The organism is Pseudoxanthomonas sp. SE1, from assembly GCF_029542205.1.
Taxonomy (GTDB): Bacteria; Pseudomonadota; Gammaproteobacteria; order Xanthomonadales; family Xanthomonadaceae; genus Pseudoxanthomonas_A.
In genome coordinates this window covers 4194572-4214348 of the sequence record NZ_CP113783.1, presented here as the reverse complement: position 1 = coordinate 4214348, position 19777 = coordinate 4194572, and the positions used below count along the sequence as shown (strand labels likewise).

General features: G+C 67.7%; 18 protein-coding genes and 1 pseudogene. 6 read left to right on the top strand and 13 right to left on the bottom strand.

From position 1 onward, the window contains the following. Positions 1–128 precede the first annotated feature (128 nt). A pseudogene (hrpB, locus tag OY559_RS19665) lies at positions 129–1886 on the top strand (ATP-dependent helicase HrpB); the annotation flags it as partial. 119 nt (positions 1887–2005) lie between these two features. Further along, positions 2006–2386, top strand: coding sequence for a hypothetical protein (locus OY559_RS19660; protein ID WP_277727989.1), 381 nt, complete (start codon positions 2006–2008; stop codon positions 2384–2386). Between the two features lie 18 nt (positions 2387–2404). Here OY559_RS19660 and OY559_RS19655 read toward each other — a convergent pair whose 3' ends face one another. The 3 genes from OY559_RS19655 to OY559_RS19645 form a co-directional block, all read right to left on the bottom strand. After that, positions 2405–2941 (bottom strand): pseudouridine synthase, encoded by a 537-nt coding sequence (locus OY559_RS19655; RefSeq protein WP_277727988.1) that lies wholly within the window; start codon positions 2939–2941, stop codon positions 2405–2407. A 151-nt stretch (positions 2942–3092) separates the two neighbouring features. Continuing rightward, positions 3093–3680 carry a cytochrome b gene (locus OY559_RS19650; RefSeq protein ID WP_277727986.1) on the bottom strand — a complete coding sequence of 196 codons (588 nt, stop codon included), beginning with the start codon at positions 3678–3680 and terminating at the stop codon, positions 3093–3095. Further along, entirely contained in the window at positions 3677–4786 is a 1110-nt protein-coding gene (locus OY559_RS19645) for a catalase family peroxidase (protein WP_277727985.1), read from the bottom strand. Before OY559_RS19645 ends, OY559_RS19650 begins: the two co-directional genes overlap by 4 nt. Before the next feature lie 147 nt (positions 4787–4933). Here OY559_RS19645 and OY559_RS19640 point away from each other — a divergent pair, with 147 nt between their 5' ends. Both OY559_RS19640 and OY559_RS19635 read left to right on the top strand, forming a co-directional pair. Next, entirely contained in the window at positions 4934–5458 is a 525-nt protein-coding gene (locus OY559_RS19640; protein WP_277727984.1) for a sigma-70 family RNA polymerase sigma factor, read from the top strand. A gap of 11 nt (positions 5459–5469) precedes the next feature. Continuing rightward, a complete protein-coding gene (locus OY559_RS19635) occupies positions 5470–6213 on the top strand; it encodes an anti-sigma factor family protein (protein WP_343228785.1) in 744 nt (247 codons plus the stop codon). 39 nt (positions 6214–6252) lie between these two features. On the opposite strand, the gene OY559_RS19630 is transcribed toward OY559_RS19635, so the two are convergent. Beyond that, positions 6253–7119 carry a class I SAM-dependent methyltransferase gene (locus tag OY559_RS19630; RefSeq protein ID WP_277727982.1) on the bottom strand — a complete coding sequence of 289 codons (867 nt, stop codon included), beginning with the start codon at positions 7117–7119 and terminating at the stop codon, positions 6253–6255. Positions 7120–7260: 141 nt separating this feature from the next. Here OY559_RS19630 and OY559_RS19625 point away from each other — a divergent pair, with 141 nt between their 5' ends. Beyond that, positions 7261–8289, top strand: coding sequence for an NADPH-dependent curcumin/dihydrocurcumin reductase (locus OY559_RS19625; protein ID WP_277727981.1), 1029 nt, complete (start codon positions 7261–7263; stop codon positions 8287–8289). A 10-nt stretch (positions 8290–8299) separates the two neighbouring features. On the opposite strand, the gene OY559_RS19620 is transcribed toward OY559_RS19625, so the two are convergent. The 4 genes from OY559_RS19620 to OY559_RS19605 all read right to left on the bottom strand — a co-directional run bounded on the left by OY559_RS19620 (position 8300) and on the right by OY559_RS19605 (position 14593). Beyond that, a complete protein-coding gene (locus tag OY559_RS19620; RefSeq protein ID WP_277727980.1) occupies positions 8300–9205 on the bottom strand; it encodes a hypothetical protein in 906 nt (301 codons plus the stop codon). Beyond that, positions 9202–11907 (bottom strand): bifunctional acetate--CoA ligase family protein/GNAT family N-acetyltransferase, encoded by a 2706-nt coding sequence (locus OY559_RS19615; RefSeq protein ID WP_277727979.1) that lies wholly within the window; start codon positions 11905–11907, stop codon positions 9202–9204. The genes OY559_RS19620 and OY559_RS19615 overlap by 4 nt, the downstream gene beginning before the upstream one ends. A gap of 67 nt (positions 11908–11974) precedes the next feature. Beyond that, the gene (gene aceK / locus OY559_RS19610; RefSeq protein WP_277727978.1) at positions 11975–13684 is read right to left on the bottom strand and encodes a bifunctional isocitrate dehydrogenase kinase/phosphatase; all 1710 of its coding nucleotides are present in this window, start codon (positions 13682–13684) and stop codon (positions 11975–11977) included. A gap of 30 nt (positions 13685–13714) precedes the next feature. After that, positions 13715–14593, bottom strand: coding sequence for a LysR substrate-binding domain-containing protein (locus OY559_RS19605; protein WP_277727977.1), 879 nt, complete (start codon positions 14591–14593; stop codon positions 13715–13717). A 109-nt stretch (positions 14594–14702) separates the two neighbouring features. On the opposite strand from OY559_RS19605, the gene OY559_RS19600 reads away from it, so the two are divergent. Further along, positions 14703–14930 (top strand): hypothetical protein, encoded by a 228-nt coding sequence (locus OY559_RS19600; RefSeq protein WP_277727975.1) that lies wholly within the window; start codon positions 14703–14705, stop codon positions 14928–14930. Positions 14931–15032: 102 nt separating this feature from the next. On the opposite strand, the gene OY559_RS19595 is transcribed toward OY559_RS19600, so the two are convergent. From OY559_RS19595 to queF, 5 genes are all read right to left on the bottom strand, one after another. Continuing rightward, entirely contained in the window at positions 15033–15380 is a 348-nt protein-coding gene (locus OY559_RS19595) for a gamma-glutamylcyclotransferase family protein (protein WP_277727973.1), read from the bottom strand. Between the two features lie 158 nt (positions 15381–15538). After that, complete coding sequence (locus OY559_RS19590; RefSeq protein ID WP_277727971.1) at positions 15539–17770, bottom strand: NADP-dependent isocitrate dehydrogenase; 2232 nt, start codon at positions 17768–17770, stop codon at positions 15539–15541. A gap of 255 nt (positions 17771–18025) precedes the next feature. Continuing rightward, on the bottom strand, positions 18026–18508 hold the full coding sequence (locus OY559_RS19585) for a hypothetical protein (RefSeq protein ID WP_277727970.1): 483 nt from the start codon (positions 18506–18508) through the stop codon (positions 18026–18028). 34 nt (positions 18509–18542) lie between these two features. Continuing rightward, entirely contained in the window at positions 18543–18848 is a 306-nt protein-coding gene (locus OY559_RS19580; protein WP_277727968.1) for a LysM peptidoglycan-binding domain-containing protein, read from the bottom strand. A gap of 107 nt (positions 18849–18955) precedes the next feature. Beyond that, positions 18956–19774: an NADPH-dependent 7-cyano-7-deazaguanine reductase QueF gene (queF, locus tag OY559_RS19575; protein ID WP_277727967.1), complete on the bottom strand. Its 819-nt coding sequence runs from the start codon at positions 19772–19774 to the stop codon at positions 18956–18958. Between the last annotated feature and the right edge of the window lie 3 nt (positions 19775–19777).

The following is a 19777-nucleotide window of genomic DNA, read 5'->3' as shown; positions in this document are numbered from 1 at the left end:
GGGGCAACGAAGGACGCAATGGTGTCGGCAACCCGGCTGCGCTCGCCCCTCATCCGCCCCCGGATCAGGTCCGGGGCAGGCTCTCCGGGCACCTTCTCCCGCGGGGAGAAGGGAAAGAAGACATCGTCGTCCTCGCCTTGCACGGCGAACTGCCGGTGGAGAAACAGTCCGAAGCACTGCAGCCGGATCCGCAGGGCCGCCGCCGCGTGGTGCTGGCGACCAACGTCGCCGAGTCGTCGGTGACGTTGCCCGGCGTGCGCGTGGTGGTCGACAGCGGACTGGCGCGCGAGCCTTCGTACGATCCGAACAGCGGCTTCTCGCGCCTGGAAGTGACGACCATCTCGCAGGCGTCCGCCGATCAGCGCGCCGGCCGCGCGGGCCGTGTGGCGGACGGATGGGCCTACCGTCTCTGGCCGCAGTCGCAGCGGCTGGATCCGCAGCGGCGGCCGGAGATCGCGCTGGTCGAACTGGGCGCGCTGGCATTGGAACTGGCGGCATGGGGCAGCGACGACCTGCGCTTCGTGGATGCGCCGCCGCCCGGTGCGATGAGCGCCGCGCGCGATCTGTTGCGCCGCCTCGGTGCACTGACGGCGACGAACGCGATCACGCCGCTTGGCAAGCGCATGCTCGCGCTGGGCACGCATCCGCGGCTCGCAGCAATGCTGCTGTCGGCAGGAGAGGGCGAGGACCGCGCACTCGCCTGCGACCTCGCTGCGCTGGTCGAAGCGCGCGACCCACTGCGCATGGGCGGCGACGCACTGGCTGCGCGTTGGCGTGCGCTGGCGGCGTTCCGCAGCGGCCGCGCGCCACAGGATGCGAACCGGTCGGGTCTCGCCGCGATCGAGGCCGCCGCGAAGCAATGGCGGCGCCGCGTCCGTGAATCATCTGCGCCGCCATCCTCGGTGGAAGCGCATCGCCTGGGCGACGTGCTGATGCACGCGTTCCCGGACCGCATCGGCTTCCAGCATCCACAGGACGCGCGCCGCTACCTGCTGGCGAACGGCCGCAGCGCGCGGCTGTTCGACGACAGTGCGCTCGTCGGTGAGCCGTGGATCGTGGTCAGCGAGTTGCGGCACGAAGCGCGCGATGCACTCGTGCAGCGCGCCGCGCCGCTGGACGAACGCCGCCTGCGGCGCGACTTCGCCGAACGCTTCGTCACCGAAGACACCGTCCGCTGGGATGCATCGCGGCGCGCATTGTCGGCGCAACGCGAATCGCGCTTCGACCAGATCGTGTTCGACGCGCGGCCCGCTGGCCGCGTGGATCCCGCGCTCGCCGCCACCGCACTGACCGATGCCGTGCGCGACCTCGGCCTGGACGCCTTGTCCTGGCCCGAATCGCTGCAGCAGTGGCGCGAACGCGTGCGCTGCCTGCGCGAGTGGATGCCGGACCTCGGTCTGCCCGATCTGTCGGACGATGCGCTGATGGCGACGCTCGACGCGTGGCTGAAGCCCGCCTTTGCAGGCAAGACGCGACTGGAGGCACTAGGTGAAGACGACCTGGCGAACGCGCTCAAGTCGGGCCTCGACTGGTCGCTGCGCCAGCGCGTCGACCAGCTGGCGCCAACGCGCATCACCGTGCCGTCGGGCATGGAGCGCCGCATCGAATATGCGCACGGCCAGCCCCCGGTGCTGGCGGTGAAGCTGCAGGAGCTGTTCGGCCTGGCCGACACGCCGCGCGTGGCCGATGGGCGCATTCCGGTGCTGTTGCATCTGCTGTCGCCCGGCGGCAAGCCGCTGCAGGTGACGTCCGACCTGCGCAACTTCTGGAACTCGACTTATGCCGAGGTGAAGAAGGAGATGAAGGGGCGGTATCCGAAGCATCCGTGGCCCGACGATCCCTGGAGCGCCCAGGCGACCCATCGGGCGAAGCCGCGCGGCACGTAGCGTGCGGCAGGCGCACGCTACGTTCAGCCGGCGGCCAGTGCCGGGCGACGGAACTAACACCGCGTAAACACCACCGGACGGACACTGGCGTCCTACCCACCTCTTTCAGGGAAGGCCCCATGAGCAAGCTGACCACCATCACCGACCGCGCGCTGGAACTGGCCAGCCAGGCCGGCACCAGCCTCAAGCACGCCGTGCCGAGCGCAGACAGGTTGCTGCAGACGGGTGCCGCACTCGGCGTTGCGAAGACCGGCGGCAGGGTGGCGGTGAACTTCGTGCGGCGCAACCCGGCGGTCGCCGTCGCCACCGGCATCGGCGTGGGCCTGCTTGCCTTGGTGGCCTATCGGAAGCGCAAGCGCGATCAGGCGAACGGTCCGATCGAAGGCAAGTCGCGCCGCGTGGAGGCACGCAAGGTCAACGGCTCCGCGAAGACTTCCACCGCACGCAAGACGGGCACGCCGCGCAAGCCGCGCAGCACCACCCGCTCCACCGAGAGCTGAAGTTGCGCTACGCCTGCGTCAGAGCGGGCGCCAGACACCGGGCGCAAGATCTCCCAGGTGCGTGTCGCCGATGGCGACGCGCACCAGCCGCAAGGTCGGCAGGCCGACGGCCGCCGTCATCCGTCTTACCTGGCGATTGCGTCCCTCCGTGATCGTCACCGACAGCCACGCATCCGGCACCGTCTTGCGGAAGCGCACCGGCGGATCGCGTTCCCACAGCGCCGGCGCCGGATGGAGCATTTCCACCTGTGCCGGCCGCGTCGGCCCATCGTTCAACACCACGCCACGGCGCAGCGCATCGAGCTGTTCGTCCGTGGGCGCGCCTTCGACCTGCACCCAGTAGGTCTTCGGCTGCTTGTGGCGCGGATCGGTCAACCGGTTCGCCAGCGTGCCGTCATCGGTGAGCAGCAACAGGCCTTCGCTGTCGTAGTCGAGCCGGCCCGCCGCGTACACGCGCGGTGGCAGGCCGAACTCGGCCAGCGTGCGCCGCGGCGGATCGCTGCGGTCGGTGAACTGGGACAGGACCCCATACGGCTTGTTCAACAGGACAATCACCGGGGTCCCCTAGGAAAACTTTGATCTAAGTATGTGCGTTTGAACAAAACGTTGAACGGCTTGTTGAACGCGATCAGCACGCGGGGCTTTCCGGAAGGAGGACAGGACGCATTGCAACGTCATCGGCATGCCGCGTCCAGCGCGATCACCATCAAGCCTCCGGTGGCGTCTCCGGGTCCGGCTCCGGGTCGGCCGCAGCCGTGGTCCTGGCTCTTCCGCGCGCCATCGCCTCGAACACGCCATCGCGGCGCACCCAGGCATGATGCAGCGCGGCGGCCATGTGCAGCAGGATCAAGGCGAACAGCGCATAGCCCACCCATCCATGCGCCTGCCGCAACAGGCTGTACAGCACGGGGTCGTGCGGCAGGATCGGCGGCAGCGCGAACGACGACGTCATGCGCACCGGATAGCCGCCGGCCGACAGCATCGCCCAGCCCAGCAGCGGCATCGCCAGCATGGCCGCGTACAGCGCGACGTGCGAGGCCCTGGCTGCGAGCGCCTGCATGCGCGGCAGTGAAGCGGGCAGCGGCGGTGACGGATGACGCCAGCGGTGCAGCAGCCGGATCACGGCCAACACCAGCAGCGCGATGCCCAGCGGCCGGTGCAGGTCGATCAGGACCGGCCGCAGCGACAGCGAGGCAACCATGCCCACGCCGACGAACAGCATCGCCAGGATCAGCAGCGCCATGCCCCAGTGCAACGCACGGGCGAACGCATCGAAGTGGCCGTGGCGGTTCACGGTTTCACCTCCTTGCCCTTCGAATCGGCAGGCTTGGCGATGTCGCCACGTGCGGTCTCGCGCTCGCGCCGGTTGAACGAGACGCTGTAGGCGGCGGCGCGCGCGGCCAGGATGGGGTCGTCGGACAGCGCGACGCCGTCCGGCACCACGGTGGGATCGTAGTTCACGTCCCGGCACGTGCCCGTGGCCTGCGCCTCGCTGCGCTCCAGCACCAGCGTGCCGGCGACGTGTCGTGGTCGAGACGCGGGCCAGGGCTGCGACGGATCATCCACCGGATCGCCGGCCGCCGCTTCGGTCACCACCAGGTCCCAGCGCAGCGGGCCCCGGGCCAGCCTGTCCCGAAGTTCGCGTTGCAGGTAGTCCGCTTCGGCCTGCTGGCGCGCCGTGTCGGCGAGCGGTTCGAACGCGGCCTGCGGCTGCATGGACCACCGCACGAACCGCGCGCGGCCCTGCGCATCGATGAAGCGGAAGGTGTTCACGCCGTTGTACTCGGTATTCGCCCAGCTGCTGGACCACGGCGCGGATTTCGCCCAGGTCTGGAAGCGGGCGGCTTCCGGATACTGTTCAAGGAAGGCCGCCATCTTCGCCGGATCCGGCTTGCCGGTGGCCGGATCGGGTCGCGAGGCCAGCATCTGTGCATGGAAGCCGGCCGGCGTGGCGACGGCGAAGAACGGGAAGCTGTTCATCGCCATCCGCCACTCCTGTCCGTCATCGGTCCGCAGCGACAACGCCAGACTGCGCACGCGCGCCTGTGCCTCGGGACCGAAAGGATCGCCGCCACCGATCGACAGGCGTCCCTGCACCGACGTCCGTGGCTGCCGGAATACCCGCGCACGCGACAGCGTGGCGGCCTCTGCGCTCGGCTCGAAGTAACCAGCCACGCAGACGCCCCTGCTGTGTGCGCGCCGGAAGCCGGGGAAGGGCTTGCCGTTCTCGATGTCATCCACCAGCCGCGGTGCGGTGAGTCGCCTGGCCGGTCCGATCCAACCCGCGACCCAGGCGAAGGCCAGCGACAGGCCCAGCACCAGGCAGGCGATGGTGGCCCAGGCGCGCCAGGGGCGGGGCAGCGGCGAGGGCGGTGATGGATCGTCGGGAAGGGGCGGCATTGACGGCGTCCTGTTCGTGGAGTGTCCGTGTGACGCGCGGGTGCCGGATTTATTCCCCGCGCCGGTCCGGTCCGTACCGATCACCCCGCGAACGGGAATAATCCAGACGTTGGTGCGTCCTACCTCCATTCCCGACATGACCGGCCCATGCCCGCCAGACCGCCCGCCCTGGATGACGAGACCCTGCACGCGCTGATCCCGCGCCTGCGCCGGTTCGCGCGCTCGCTGGCGTCCGATGCGGCGGCCGCCGATGATCTGGTCCAGACCACGCTGGAGCGCGCGCTGATGCGGGGCACCGACGTGCGTGATCCGGCGGCGTTGCAGGCCTGGCTGTTCTCGGTGCTGTACCGTGCCTTCGTCGACGAACATCGGCGCGCGGCACGCTGGAAGCGCATCGCGCGGCTGTTCTCGGCCGAGGACGATGCCTCGCCGCCCACGCCCGACCGGGTGTTCGATGCACGCAGCTCCTTGGCGGGTTTTGCCTGCCTCACGCCCGAGCAGCGAGCGCTGTTGATGCTGGTGAGCGTGGAAGGGCTGGCCTACCGCGAGGCCGCCGATGCGCTGGGCATCCCGGTGGGCACGGTGATGTCGAGGTTGTCGCGCGCGCGCCAGGCGCTGCGCGCGATGCAGGAGGAAACGCCGCCCACGCCTGCCCTGAAGGCCTTGCGATGACCATCAAGACCCTGCACGACGTACCCACGGACGACGAACTGCATGCCTACGTCGACGGCCGGCTCGATCCTGCGCGCCGCGCGGCCGTCGTCACCTGGCTGGAGGCGCATCCCGAGCGTGCGGCCGAGGTGGAAGGTTGGAAGCGCGACGCCGAACGCCTGCGCGCGCTGGCCGCCAATCCCGAGCATTGGGCGCCGAACGCGTCGCTGGCGCCCGCACAGGTCAGGCTCGGCCTGCGGGCCCGGCGCCGTCGGCACATGGGCATCGCCGCGTCGTGGATGTTTGCGTTCGTCATCGGAGGTGGCGTGGGTTGGCAGATGCGCGAGCTGCGCCCGTCGCCTTCGACCCTGCCCATGGCGGATGCGGTGGCCGCCTACCGCCAATTCGCCGAGGCCGATGCGCCGCCGATGGAATTCGATACGGCCCGGGCCGACGACCTGCAACGCTGGCTATCGCGTCACTTCGGCGAGGCCGGACGGGTGCCCGATCTCAGCCAGGCCGGTTACCGGTTGATGGGCGGTCGCCTGCTGTCCACCGAGCAGGGCGCCGCCGCGATGCTGGTCTACCAGGACGGGTCCGGCGCACGGGTGGGCTTCTATCTGCGCCCGCGCGGTCGGCTGGCGGGCGACGGCCAGCGCCGTGACGGCGACCTGCTGGCGCAGTACTGGTCGCACCGCGGCACCAGCTTCGCGCTGGTCAGTGACGCCGCCGATGCCGCTGCGCGGGCGCTGCCACGTCTGCTGGAGAACGGTTGACCGACGGTGCGGCCCCGGACGGGCCGCACCTGTCGCCACTCAACGCGGCTTCACGAACCGCAGCGTCATGCGGTCGCTTTCGCCGATCGCCTGGTACTTGGCGCGATCGGCTTCCGGGTGGTTGTTGGACGGTGGCAGGGTCCACACGCCGTTCGGGTGGTCCTTGGTGTCCTTCGGGTTGGCGTTGACCTCGCTCTTCGCGTCGAGGCGGAAGCCGGCGGCTTCGGCCAGCGCGATCACCTGCGCCTCACTGACGTAGCCACTCTTGTCGTCGGCCGCCACGTCCTGGTTCGCCCGGTGCTCCACCACGCCCAGCACGCCGCCGGGCTTGAGCGCGGCGAAGAAGCCCTTGAACATGCCTTCGGCCTGGTTGGCGCTGCGCCAGTTGTGCACGTTGCGGAAAGTCAGCACCACGTCGGCGGAGCCTGCGGTGCCGAACACCGGCGCGGCCGGGTCGTACTTCACCGTCGTGGCCTTGCCGTACTGCGCGGGACCCTCGGTGAACTTCTTCTGCAGGCCGTCGACGCTGCGCTGGTAGTAGTTGCGGCTCTTCTCGGCGACCGTGGCAGGGTCGACCACGGCGGCGACATACTGGCCATCGGCTTCCAGGTATGGCGCCAGGATCTCGGAGTACCAACCACCGCCGGGCGTGATCTCGACCACGGTCTTCGTCGGCGACACGCCGAAGAACGACAGCGTCTCTTTCGGGTGGCGGTAGACGTCGCGCGCCACGTTCTTCGGATCGCGCCAGTCGCCTTTCAGTGCGGCATCCAGTGCAGCGGCGTCGGCGGCAGGCAGCGCCTGCGCGGTGTCCGCGGGCTTGGCCGGCGATGCGGCCAACGATGGTTGCGATGCAGCAAGTGCGGCCACGAGCGCCAGGGACAGCGGAACAAAGCGGATCGTCATGCGTCAGCCCTCCATAAAGATGCGCGGAGCCTAGCACGCGGTCTGTTCACGGGGCATCGCGGCCACCGCATACCCTGCACGCTTCGTCGCATCCATGCGCCGTCGCTAGACTGCAAGGGTCACTGACACCGGAGATGCCACATGGACCACCACGGCGAAGACCGCAACACCCGCATCGTGCTGGCCGCGCGTCCGCAGGGCGAACCGACCGCAGACGACTTCCGCCTCGAATACGCGCCGCTGCCCGAGCCCTGCGAGGGCCAGGTACTGCTGCGCAACCGCTACCTGTCGCTGGATCCTTACATGCGAGGGCGCATGAATGCCGGTCGGTCGTACGCGAAGCCGGTCGAGATCGGCGAGGTGATGGACGGCGGCACGGTCTCTGAGGTCATCGATTCGCGTCATCCCGACCTCCATGTCGGCGACATGGTGCTGGCGCACGGCGGCTGGCAGACACATGCCGTTGCCGATGGACGGACGCTGAAGCGCAAGCTGGATGCGCATGTCGCGCCACTGACCACCGCGTTGGGCGTGCATGGCATGCCGGGATTCACCGCCTACGTCGGTCTGCACGAGATCGGCAAGCCGCAGCCCGGCGAAACCGTCGTGGTCGCCGCGGCCAGCGGACCGGTCGGCGCGACCGTGGGACAGATCGCGAAGCTGCAGGGCGCGCGTACCGTCGGCATCGCCGGTGGCGAAGCCAAGCGCGCCTACCTGCGCGATGAGCTCGGCTTCGATGTGGCGCTCGACCATCGCACGCCGGACTTCGCCGACCGGCTGCGCACCGCCTGTCCCGACGGCATCGATGTGTACTTCGAGAATGTCGGCGGCGCGGTCTTCGATGCGGTGGTGCCGCTGCTCAACGACTTCGCCCGCATCCCGGTCTGCGGACTGGTCGCGTACTACAACGACACCGCACTGCCGCCCGGCCCCGACCGCATGCCATGGCTGATGAGCCAGATCCTGACCCGCCACCTGACCGTGCGTGGCTTCATCCAGCACGACTTCATCGCGCTGTATCCACAGTTCCTGCGCGAGATGGGCGCATGGCTCGCCGAAGGCAAGATCCGCTACCGCGAGGACATCGTGGAAGGGCTGGAGAGTGCGCCACGTGCGCTGATCGGCCTGCTGCGCGGGGAGAACTTCGGCAAGGTGGTGGTGAAGCTCTGACAGAGTGCGCTCAGCGCGCGATGCGGTTCTCCACCTCGTGTCGCTGCATCATCTTCATGGCCGCCAGCAGGTAGCCGTACCACTCGGATTCGATGGCGTCGAGGGGCCCGATCAGTCGTTCGAAATCGTGTGTCGCGGCACCTTGCGCCAATAGCTGCTTGTAGGGTGCCGCGTATGCGCCTTCCCGCGCGTGGAAGAGGAAGTGGGACAGGCTCCAGTAGTGCAGGTAGTACAAGTTGACGTGTTGGTTGATGTCGGGGCCCGTGCCTTCCAGCAACTGTTGCAACGGAATGATGCGGCCCGCGGCGACGTCGGCAGGTAGATTGCCCGTCAACCCCATGCCGGACAGCCACCAGACTGGATGCGCATCCGGGTCGCTGCGGCCAGGTGTCAGGACGCCGTTCTCCATCCAGCCAGCGCCCAGATAGCTGGCGACGCCCTCATTGGCCCAGGCGGGCAGGCGCCATCCGGCGACTTCGGTATTCAGTTGGTGCGTGGCTTCGTGCAGCATCCAGTGGTAAGGGTTCGCCTTTCCGCCCCCGTAGTACGCGTAGCAGGCGGGGCGCAGATAGTAGGCTTCCGCCCACGGTCGGCTGCGGTTGTTGCGCGCAAACTCGTCCGCGTCGCGATAGAGCACCAGGGTCAGCGGCGTGGTCGACAGCACCACGTGGTCTGAGAACAGCGATAGGTAGGCGGCATGCAGGCTTTCCGCAGCGGCGGCGATCTCCCGGGTCTGTGCGGGCGTCGCCGTGCTGTGCACGCGGTAGTGAGCAGTCTCCAGGAGGCTCGCACCTTCCGGTATCGACGCCTTGGGTACGGGAGTGCGCCTCATGTGCGCAGCTTTCCATGTCATGACGCCGGCAATCGAAGCCACCAGCGCCAGCGATGTCGCGACAACTACGGCGCGGCGCTTCATGCGGAGGAGGGCACCGGCAGGCTGACATTCATCAGCGTGGGGTCGTCCGGATCCAACTTCACCTGAAAGCCCAGGCTCTCGCACATCGCCAGCATGGTGCGGTTCTCGCGCAACACCTGGCCTTCGATGAGTTTCAGGCCTTGCCACTGCGCGTACTCGATCATGATCTGCATCAACTTCCAGCCGATGCCGTGGCCCTTGAGGTCCGAGCGCACCAGGATGCCGTACTCACCCTTCTCGTAGTTCGCGTCGGCGTGCAGGCGCACTGCACCGAGCATCTCGTGCGTATCCGGATGCACCGCCACCAGTGCGATCGAGCGCGCGTAGTCGAGCTGGGTCAGGCGCGCGATGAATTCGTGGCTGAAGTGGCGCACGGACTGGAAGAAACGCAGGCGCAGGTCTTCGTCGGTCACGTGGGTGAAGAATTCGCGGAACATCGCGTCGTCTTCCGGCCGTACCGGGCGCACCAGCGCCGGTCGGCCGTCGGCGAGGTCGATGGTCCGCTCCCATTCCTTCGGATACGGAAAAATCGCGAAGCGCGGATGGCCGCGGCCCTTGTGCAGCGCGCGACCGCGCGCGAGCGCGATGCGCGCGTCCACGGCCACCACACCATCACGGTCGGCGAGCAGCGGATTGATGTCGAGCTGCTGGATCTCGGGGATGTCGGCGGCCAGTTGCGCCAGCTTCACCAGCACCAGCGCGACTGCACGCTCATCGGCGGCCGGGACATCGCGGTAAGCCTTCAGCACGCGCGAAACGCGGGTGCGCGCGATCAGTTCGTGCGCCAGGCGCAGGTCCAGCGGCGGCAGCGCGACGGCCTGGTCGTTGATGACTTCCACCGCGGTGCCCCCACGGCCGAACGCGATCACCGGCCCGAACACAGGATCGTCGGCGATCCCGGCGATCAGCTCGCGTGCTTTCGGTCGCAGGACTGTCGGCTGTACCAGCACGCCTTCGATGCGCGCGTCCGGCCGGCGTTCGCGCGCGCGCTGCAGGATGTTGGTCGTGGCTTCGCGCACGGCATTGGCGTTCGGCAGGTTGAGGCGGACGCCATCGACGTCCGACTTGTGTGGAATGTCGGGCGACAGGATCTTCACCGCCACCGTCGCACCTTCGGCCAGCAGCGGCGCTGCGATGCGGGCGGCATCCTCGGCGTCGGTGGCCCGCCACAGCGGCGCCATCGGGATGCCGTACGCCGCGAGCAGCTGCGTGGTGGCCAGGGGATCCAGCCAGGTCTGGCCGGCATCCAGCGCTGCATCGACCAGCGCGCGCGCAGTGACCATGTCGGGACTGAAATCCTCCGGCAGGCTGGGCGGCGTCTCCATCAGCGCGGCCTGCACCTCGCGGTGGCGGACCAGGTGCATGAAGCCGGCGACGGCGTCTGACTCGTTCGGATAGCGCGGCACCTGGGCGGCATCGAGGATGGCTTCCGCTTGCGGATCGTTGCCCAGCCAGACGGTGAAGACCGGTTTGCGCGCGCCGTGTGCCGGCCGCTGCGCCAGCACGTGGGTGACCGCATGCGCGGCTTCAGAGGATGAAGACAATACCGTCGGCACGTTGACGGCGAGCAGTGCATCGTTTTCCGGATCGGCAAGCAGCGCCTCGATCGTCGCGGCGTAGCGGTCGGCATCGATGTCGGTCAGCAGGTCGACCGGGTTGGTGCGCGACCAGCCCACCGGCAGGATGCGGTCGAGCGCATCGCGGGTGGCGTCCGACAGTGTCGCCAGCGTGCCGCCCTGTTCGTAAAGATGATCGACAGACAGGGCCCCCACGCCACCGCCATTGGTCAGGATCGCCAGGCGACGGCCGTGGAACGGACGCACCTGGCCCAGCGTGCGTGCGGCGGCGAACAGTTCGTGCAGCGAGCGCACGCGCAGCAGGCCGGCGCGACGGAATGCCGCGCCATACACCGCGTTCGGCCGTGCCAGGTTCTGCGTGTGCGTACTCCCGGCCGGCGTCACCTGTGCGCGGCCGCTGTGTCCGGATTTCACCACCACCACCGGCTTGGTGCGCGCAGCGGCACGTGCGGCCGACATGAACTTGCGCGCATCGCGGATGGCTTCCACGTACAGCAGGATCGCGCGCGTGCGGGTGTCGGTGGCGAAGTAGTCCAGCAGGTCGGCGAAATCCACGTCCAGCGCATCGCCCAGCGACACGACGGCGGAGAAACCGACCGGCTGGCTCATGCTCCATTCCACCAGGCCGCCGGAGATCGCACCCGACTGCGAAATCAGCGCGAGGTCGCCGGCCTTCGGAAAGCGGCTCGCGAGGCTGGCGTTCAGGCGCGCGTGCGGGGCGATCACGCCCAGGCAGTTCGGGCCGAGAACGCGCAGCCCCTTCTCGCGCGTGAGCGTTTCGAGCTGCGCCGCCGGGGAACCTGGGCCGCTGCCCATCGCGGCGGTCAGCACGACCACGGCGCCGGCTCCCTTTTCCGCCGCGTCCGCCGCCAGCTGCGGCACGGTGGCCGCCGGCGTGGCGATCACCACCAGGTCCGGTGTCCACGGCAGGTCGCGCAGATGCCGCACAGTCGCAACGCCGTCCATCGGTGTCGGGTGTCTGTTCACCAGCCCGATCTGGCCCTCGAAGCCACCGGCGCGCAGGTTCTCGATCACCGCACGACCGACCGATCGCGGCCGCGACTGGCTGCCCACCACCGCCACGGCACGCGGTCGGAAGATCGAATCGAGGCGGTAGGTGCTCATGGCAGGACAGCGTTCTCCGGATGCCGGCAAGGGTAGCGCGATGCGTATCGAGTCCGCATGCGCGTGGTCACGCCAGCTTCAACGCATCCGGATACGGCGCAGTATCCGGGTAGTGGCCGTCGGCGAGGTGCGACTGGAGGTCGCGCCACCAGGCGGGACGGAACAGGTCGCCATGCGCGGCCTTCAATGCTTTCGCCTGCAATTCGGGCAGGCCCAGGAATTGCGGGAAGCGCTCGGGGAACACGTCGCCCGCGTCCACGTGGAACCAGGGACTGTCCGCCATCTGTTCCTCGTACGTGGTCGGTTGCGGCCAGTCGCGGAACCGGCAATCGGTGAGCAGGCGGATTTCGTCGTAGTCGTAGAACACGACGCGGCCGTGGCGCGATACGCCGAAGTTCTTCAGCAGCATGTCGCCGGGGAAGATGTTGTTGCGCGCCATGTCCTTGATCGCCTGCCCATAGTCGAGCGCAGCGATGCGTGCCGCATCCGCCTTCTGCTCGCGCAGGTACAGATTCAGCGGCCGCAGGCGGCGCTGTACGTAGCACAGGTGGATGACCAGGTCGTCGCCGTCCTCGCTGATGCTCTGGCCGCAGCTCTCGCGCAGCTCCTGCAGCAGTTCAGGCGAGAAGCGCGCTCGCGGGAAGCGCAGGAAACGGAACGCCTGGGTATCCAGCAGCCGGCCGACGCGGTCCAGGTGGAACACCAAATCGTACTTGTCCTCCACGTCCTGCCGGCTCATCGCCTTCGGGTAGGCGAAGCGGTCGCGGATCACCTTGAACACCAGGGGATAGCTGGGCAAGGTGAACACGGCCATCACCATGCCGGGCGTGCCTTCGGCGTGCACCAGCCGCTCGTCCGGGAGCGCGGCGAAATGATGGAAGAACGTCCGGTAGCGCTCGGTCTTGCCCTGCTTGGCGCGGCCGAGCACCGTGTAGATCTCGTCGATCGGCTTGCCCGGCAACAGCGAACGCAGGAACACCACCGCGTCGCCGACCGTTGTCAGGTCGGCATGGAAATAGCTGCGCGAGGTGCCGAACAGGTGCGCCACGTCGCCGCGATGGGTCAGCACCGCTTCGGCCTTCAGCTGTCCGCCGTCGTTGATCAGGGCGATGACACAGGGCGAGAACCGGTGTTCGCCGAACACGCGGCCCACCAGATAGGCACGCCGTTCGCGGTAGAACACGGTGTCCAGCAGCTCGATGCCGCGCACCGGGTTCGCGCCCCAGTGCGCCAGATCATCCTGCAGGCGCACCGCGATCGCGGCGGCACAGCGGGTGCGGTGCGCGTAGGGAACGTCGAAACCGTAGTCCGCCAATACGCGTGCGAAGGTGTCGGTCGGCCGCTGCTCGGACACCGCGTAGCTGTGGCGCGCGACCGGGTGGGTGATGGCGTCGGTGGGTTCGACATCCAGCGCCACGAACTCAAGCGCCGGATCCACGCCGCGGATGCGCAGGAAGCGCCGGCTGAGCGTGTTGTAGAAGGTCTTGTAGAGCTCGCGGTCGATCTGTCCGGCGACCAACTTCTCGAACGCCGTGCGCGCGGCGATCCACAGCGTCCGGTCATGGGCCTGTCCCAGCAGTACCGATTGAAGCCGCAGCGCGCACTCGGCGATGCACTGGTCGTACAGTTCGATGCGTTCGACCGCATCGGCGCGGGCGCCCGCCCAGTCCATCGTCTCGAACCGGCCTTTCGCACGCTGCGTGATCTCCGCGAACCGCGCGTGGTAGTCCGCGAAGGCGTCGTGGATCAGGCGGGCGATGGCGTCGTCGTGGACCATGCGCGCGATGTTAGCCGCCGTCCGCTGGAGTCATCGCTCCACCGCGATGCCCGCCTGTTCCAGCAACCAGCCACGCACCTTGCGGAAGCCGGGATGCGCGAGGCTGCGCTCGGGATAGACCAGGTAGTGCGCGAAGTCCGCCTGCAGCCGTTTCTTCGTCAGCATCACCAGCCGCCCGGCTTTCACCAGCGGCTCGGCCAGCGTCCAGCGCGCCAGCGCCACGCCGACGCCCTGCGCTGCGGCCTGGTGCAACGTCTCGGTATCGTCGAACTGCGCCACGTAGCGCATGGGCGGTTGCCCGCCGAAGTGCTCGAACCAGTCCTTCCAGCGATTGGCAGGGTCGCCGAGCAGTGGCAGCTTCGCCATCTGGTCCGGTGCCGGCTTGCCGTGCTTCTTCACCAGTGCGGGACTGGCCACGGGCGTGATCCATTCGTGGAACAGGAACTCGGCGTGCACGTTCGGCCAACGGCCGCCCCCGAGGCGCAGCGCCAGGTCCACGGGTTCGCGCTCGAAATCGACCACGTGCGTGCTCGACTGTAGGTTGAGGCCGAGCTCCGGATGCGCGGCGAGGAAGGCCGGAAGGCGCGGCACCAGCCATGCGGTCGCCATCGACGGGATCAGGCTCAGCGTGACCGTGTGGTCGTTGCGCAAGGTCGCGCGACGCAGGGCATGGTCGATGGTGTCGAGCGGGCCCGAGATCGCATCGAACAGGCGCTGTCCGTCCGGCGTCAGTTCCACCCCGCGCGGACCGCGTGCGAGCAGCTTGTGGCCCAGCCGCTGTTCCAGCAATCGCATGCGGTGGCTAAGCGCGCTGACGGTCAGGTGCATCGCCTCGGCCGCACGCGTCAGGTTGCGCAGTCGCGCGGCGGTGACGAAGGCATCCACCTGGTCCAGCGGCAGCCGGCTCATCTTGAATCCACCTCAAGGCTGGGTTGCGGAGGTTTCGCTTTTTCAGTGCCGATGATGCGCCTAGCTTGGTAGTCCTTCAAGCCGGAAGCCGGCGCCACGGAGCAGTCCCATGCAAGACGAAACCAGGAAACAGTGGTGGCAACAGCTGGGTGGCATGAGCCAGGGCATGTTGTTCCTGCACGGCCATGTCGCCCACCCCGTCGCGTCTCCGCAGGCGCAGGAGCATCGCCTTCACCACGTGCACGATGTGGCTGGCAAGGTCCGGCACCGGCGTGCGCTCGAGCGATTGAGCGCGCGCCGGCTGCGCGCGATGACCTCGCTGTCATTGTTCCGCTGAGGGCACTCTCTATTGTGGGAGCGACGCAAGTCGCGATGGACCTCCGCGGAGGCCATTTCGCGACTTACGTCGCTCCCACACCGGTTCCGGCGTCCTGCGGGTTCATGCCTTCACGTAGACCCAGGCTTCGCGGCCGGACGTCAGGCGCACCTGCACGCGCTGGTAATCCTCGACCTCGTACCGGTCGGCGGCGGCGAGTTCTTCGGCGCTGATGCGGAAGACGGTGCCGGCCACTTCGTCGGTGGGATCGCCGCTGGGGCTGACGATGGGATGGAAGCGTTCACCGCTGGCCGCCAGCACGGCAGGGTCGGTGATCTCCACCATCGTCCGCGTGTAGCCGGGCATCGCATCGGGCTGGCCGTCCAGCCGGCGACCGAAGGACGACCGCTGCACGTTTTCCAGCTGCAACGTGCCGTACGAGAAAAGGAGGATGTTGCGGGTGTCTTCCATCGTGTCGCAACAGAGCTGCAGGAGGGGCTTTGGCCTCGACCACCGATCCAGCGTTGTTCCTGTCGGGGCTAAAGCCCCTCCTACAGTGGAGATCGCAGACTGGAAACACAACGCCCGGCAGAGGCCGGGCGTCGGATGCAGCGGTGAGGTGTTTGACGTCAGGCAGACAGCGTCGCGAGCGTGTCGTTGAAGGTCTTGCTGGGACGCATCGCGGCCGCGGTCTTCGCGAGGTCGGGGTGGTAGTAGCCGCCGATGTCCAGCGCCTTGCCCTGCGCGCCATTCAACTCGCCGAGGATCGTGGCTTCGTTGTCCGCCAGGGCCTTCGCCAGCGGTGCGAACGTCGCCTTCAACTCGGCGTTCTCGTCCTGCGCGGCCAGCGCCTGCGCCCAGTACAGGGCCAGATAGAAGTGGCTGCCGCGGTTGTCGAGTTCGCCGACCTTGCGCGCGGGCGAGCGGTTCTCGTCGAGGATGCGGCCGTTGGCCACGTCCAGCGCGTTGGCCAGCACCTTGGCGGGCGTGTTGAGGTAACGCTGGCCCAGGTGCTCCAGCGACGCCGCCAGCGCCAGGAATTCGCCCAGCGAATCCCAGCGCAGGTAGTCCTCTTCCAGGAACTGCTGCACGTGCTTCGGTGCCGAGCCGCCGGCACCGGTCTCGAACAGGCCGCCGCCGGCCATCAGCGGCACGATCGACAGCATCTTCGCGCTGGTGCCCAGTTCCATGATCGGGAACAGGTCGGTCAGGTAGTCGCGCAGCACGTTGCCGGTCACCGAGATGGTGTCCTCACCCTTGCGGATGCGCTCCAGCGACACCTTCATCGCGTCGACCGGCGGCAGGATGCGGATGTCCAGCGTGTCGATGGTGTAGTCCTTCAGGTACTGCTCGACCTTCGCGATCACCTGCGCGTCGTGCGCGCGGGCCTTGTCCAGCCAGAAGATCGCAGGCGTCTTGCTCAGGCGTGCGCGGCCCACGGCCAGCTTCACCCAGTCCTGGATCGGCGCGTCCTTGGTCTGGCACATGCGCCAGATGTCGCCGGCTTCCACCTTCTGCTCGAACACCACCTTGCCGGCGTCGTCGGTGACGCGCACAACGCCGTCGGCGGGGATTTGGAAGGTCTTGTCGTGGCTGCCGTACTCCTCGGCCTTCTGCGCCATCAGGCCGACGTTGGGCACGCTGCCCATGGTGGCCGGGTCGAACGCGCCGTTGGCGCGGCAGTCGTCGATGACGGCCTGGTAGATGCCGGCGTAGCAGCGGTCGGGGATGACGGCCTTGGTGTCCTGCAGCTTGCCCTCGGCATTCCACATCTTGCCGGAGTCGCGGATCATCGCCGGCATCGAGGCGTCGACGATCACGTCGCTCGGCACGTGCAGGTTGGTGATGCCCTTGTCGGAATTCACCATCGCCACGGCGGCGCTGTCGGCATAGACGGCCTGCAGGTCGGCCTTGATGGCTTCCTGCTGCTCGGCCGGCAGTGCGCCCAGGCGGCCATACAGGTCGCCGAGGCCGTTGTTGGCGTCGAAACCGATCTGCTCCAGCACGGCGGCATGCCTGGCCAGCGCGGTCTTGTAGAACTCGTTGACGACCACGCCGAACATGATGGGGTCGGAGACCTTCATCATCGTGGCCTTGAGGTGCAGCGAGAACAGCACACCCTTGGCCTTCGCATCGGCGATCTCGGCGGCGACGAACGCGGCCAGCGCCTTGCGGCTCATCGAGGCGGCATCGACGATCTCGCCAGCCTTCACCTTCACCTTGTCCTTCAGCACGGTGACCGTGCCGTCGGTGTCGACCAGTTCGATCTTCAACGCGCCATCGGCCGCCAGCGTGGCCGATTGTTCGCTGCCGAAGAAATCACCGGACGCCATGTGCGCGACATGCGACTTCGAATCGCGGCTCCACGCGCCCATGCGGTGCGGGTGCTTGCGGGCGAAGTTCTTGACCGACAGCGGCGCGCGGCGGTCGGAATTGCCTTCACGCAGCACCGGGTTCACCGCGCTGCCCTTGACCTTGTCGTAGCGCGCCTTGGCGTCCTTCTCCTTGTCGTCTTTCGGCTCGTCGGGGTAGTCCGGGAGCGGATAGCCCTGGGATTGAAGTTCCTTGATGGCGGCCTTCAGCTGCGGCACCGAGGCGCTGATGTTGGGCAGCTTGATGATGTTGGCTTCCGGCTGCGTCGCCAGCTGGCCCAGCTCGGCCAGGTCGTCGCTGATCTTCTGCGCATCGCTCAGGTATTCGGGGAACTGCGACAGGAGGCGGCCGGCCAGCGAGATGTCGCGGGTCTCCACGGCGATGCCGGCGGGCTTGGTGAACGCTTCGACGATCGGCAGCAGCGACTGGGTGGCGAGGAACGGGGCTTCATCGGTGAGGGTGTAGATGATGCGGGGCGTATCCGACATGGGGATCAGGACTCTCGACAAGGGGCGATGGGGAAATCAGCACGCCATTGTCGCGCGCCGCCGCACCCAGGGCAAAACGAGGGGGTATGGATGCCGGTGTCGCATGCCGCACCTGTCCCGGGACAGGCGGGAAAGCTCGGAGCGGTTGCGGCCGGAACGGTCCATCTGTCCAAACGCCACGCAAAAAAAGCGGGCGTGGATTCCTCCACGCCCGAGCTTGCCCCACACACGTGGGAGAGAGACTTGCCTTGCGGATTACTTGACTTCGATTTCCTGGGTCATGCCGACCGGCTGGCCATTCAAGGTCACGTCGACCTTGTACTTGCCGGCAGGCCAATCAGTGGCCTTGGTGAACTCGATGTTGGTGGTGCCAGCGTCTTCGGCCTTGACGGTCGTGGACTGCTTGCCGGCTTCCTGGCCGTCCTGGAAGGTCAGCTTGGCGTCAATGGTGGCGTCGGCCGGCGTGGCGGCATCGGTCTTGACCGACACGATGATCTTGTCCTTGACGCCGAACATGCCGACGGCGGCGACGGACTTGTCCGCAGCAATCGTGTTACCAACCGTCACACTGGTTGCGCTGACAGGCATGGGCGCGGGTATGGGCTCGGCGGGTGCAGGCGCCGGCTCAACGGCGGCCGGCGGCGCGACGACGGGTTCTTCTTTCTTCTTGCAGCCGACCAGGGCGACGGTGCCGACCAGCGCAGCGGCCAGTGCGTAAGAAATGCGGTTCTGCTTCATGGGTTCGATCCTTGTGGATGAAGTGGAGTGGCGATCAGGCGTCGGCAGGCTTCGGGGGCAGCTTGATGACCTGCCCGGGAAAGACGCGGTCCGGATCGTCGATGGTGTCGCGATTGGCTTCGAAGATCTGCTTCCACGCATTGGCGCTGCCGAGATGTTCCTTCGCGATCTTGGAGAGCGTGTCGCCCTTCTCGATCGTATAGGTCTGCTGACCCACGATCTCCTCGGTGCTCTCGACGCGCGCAGTAACGTCCGAGAAATCCGCTTTCTCGACGATCTGCTCGGTCGATGTCACCTTAGCGCTGACGTCTGAGAAGTCAGCCTTCTTTTCTGTGCTCATTGCAACCACCCTTCCTGGCGGGCTGTGGGATGAGCAAGCGTTGCACGTGCGTTGTTAAGAAACCATAGCGCGGGCGTGAAATGGGCTCTATTGTTACCTGAGTAACTTTACTGTCGTACGTCGCGCTTCATGAGCGGTGCATTCATGTCCGACGTTGCCCGCCACGGGTTGATGTCCAGGCCACCACGCCGTGTGTAGCGCGCTTCGACGGACAGTGACGAAGGCCGGCAGTGCGCCATCACGTCGTGGAAAATCCGTTCGACGCATTGTTCGTGGAATTCGGCGTGGTCGCGGAAGCTGACCAGATAGCGCAGCAGCTCGACACGGTCGACGCGCGGGCCGCGGTAACGGATCACCACCGTGGCCCAGTCGGGCTGGCCGGTGACGGGGCAGTTCGACTTCAGCAATCCGGACGACAGCACTTCCTCGACCTGTTCTTCCGGATCGGCGGCCAGGAACTCGGCACGCGGCGGGCCGTAATGGTCGATCTCCACGTCCAGCTCATCGATCGATTCACCCTCGGGTGCTTCCGCCATCGGTGGAAGGCCGAGCACCACGCCCACATCCGCGCCGGCGCGCGCCGACAGGTCCGTGGCGATGCGCTCCAGCACGGCGGCGTCGCTGTTGAAGCGGGTGCTGTTGAGCGAGTTGAGGTAGAGCTTGAGCGACTTGGATTCGATCAGGCACGGCGACGTGCACGGCACGGTCAGGGTGGCGGTCGCCACGCGCGGCTTGCCGCGGGCATCCAGCCAGCTCAGTTCATAGCCATGCCAGCGGTCGTGGCCGACGAAGGGCAGGGCATCGGCGGCGATGCCGATCTCGTCCCGCGCACCCTGGCGCGGGATGGGGAACAGCAGGGTGGGGTCGTAATGCGCGGGATACGCGACCTCGCGACCCAGCGAGGAATCCTGGGGGGTATTGTTCATGCC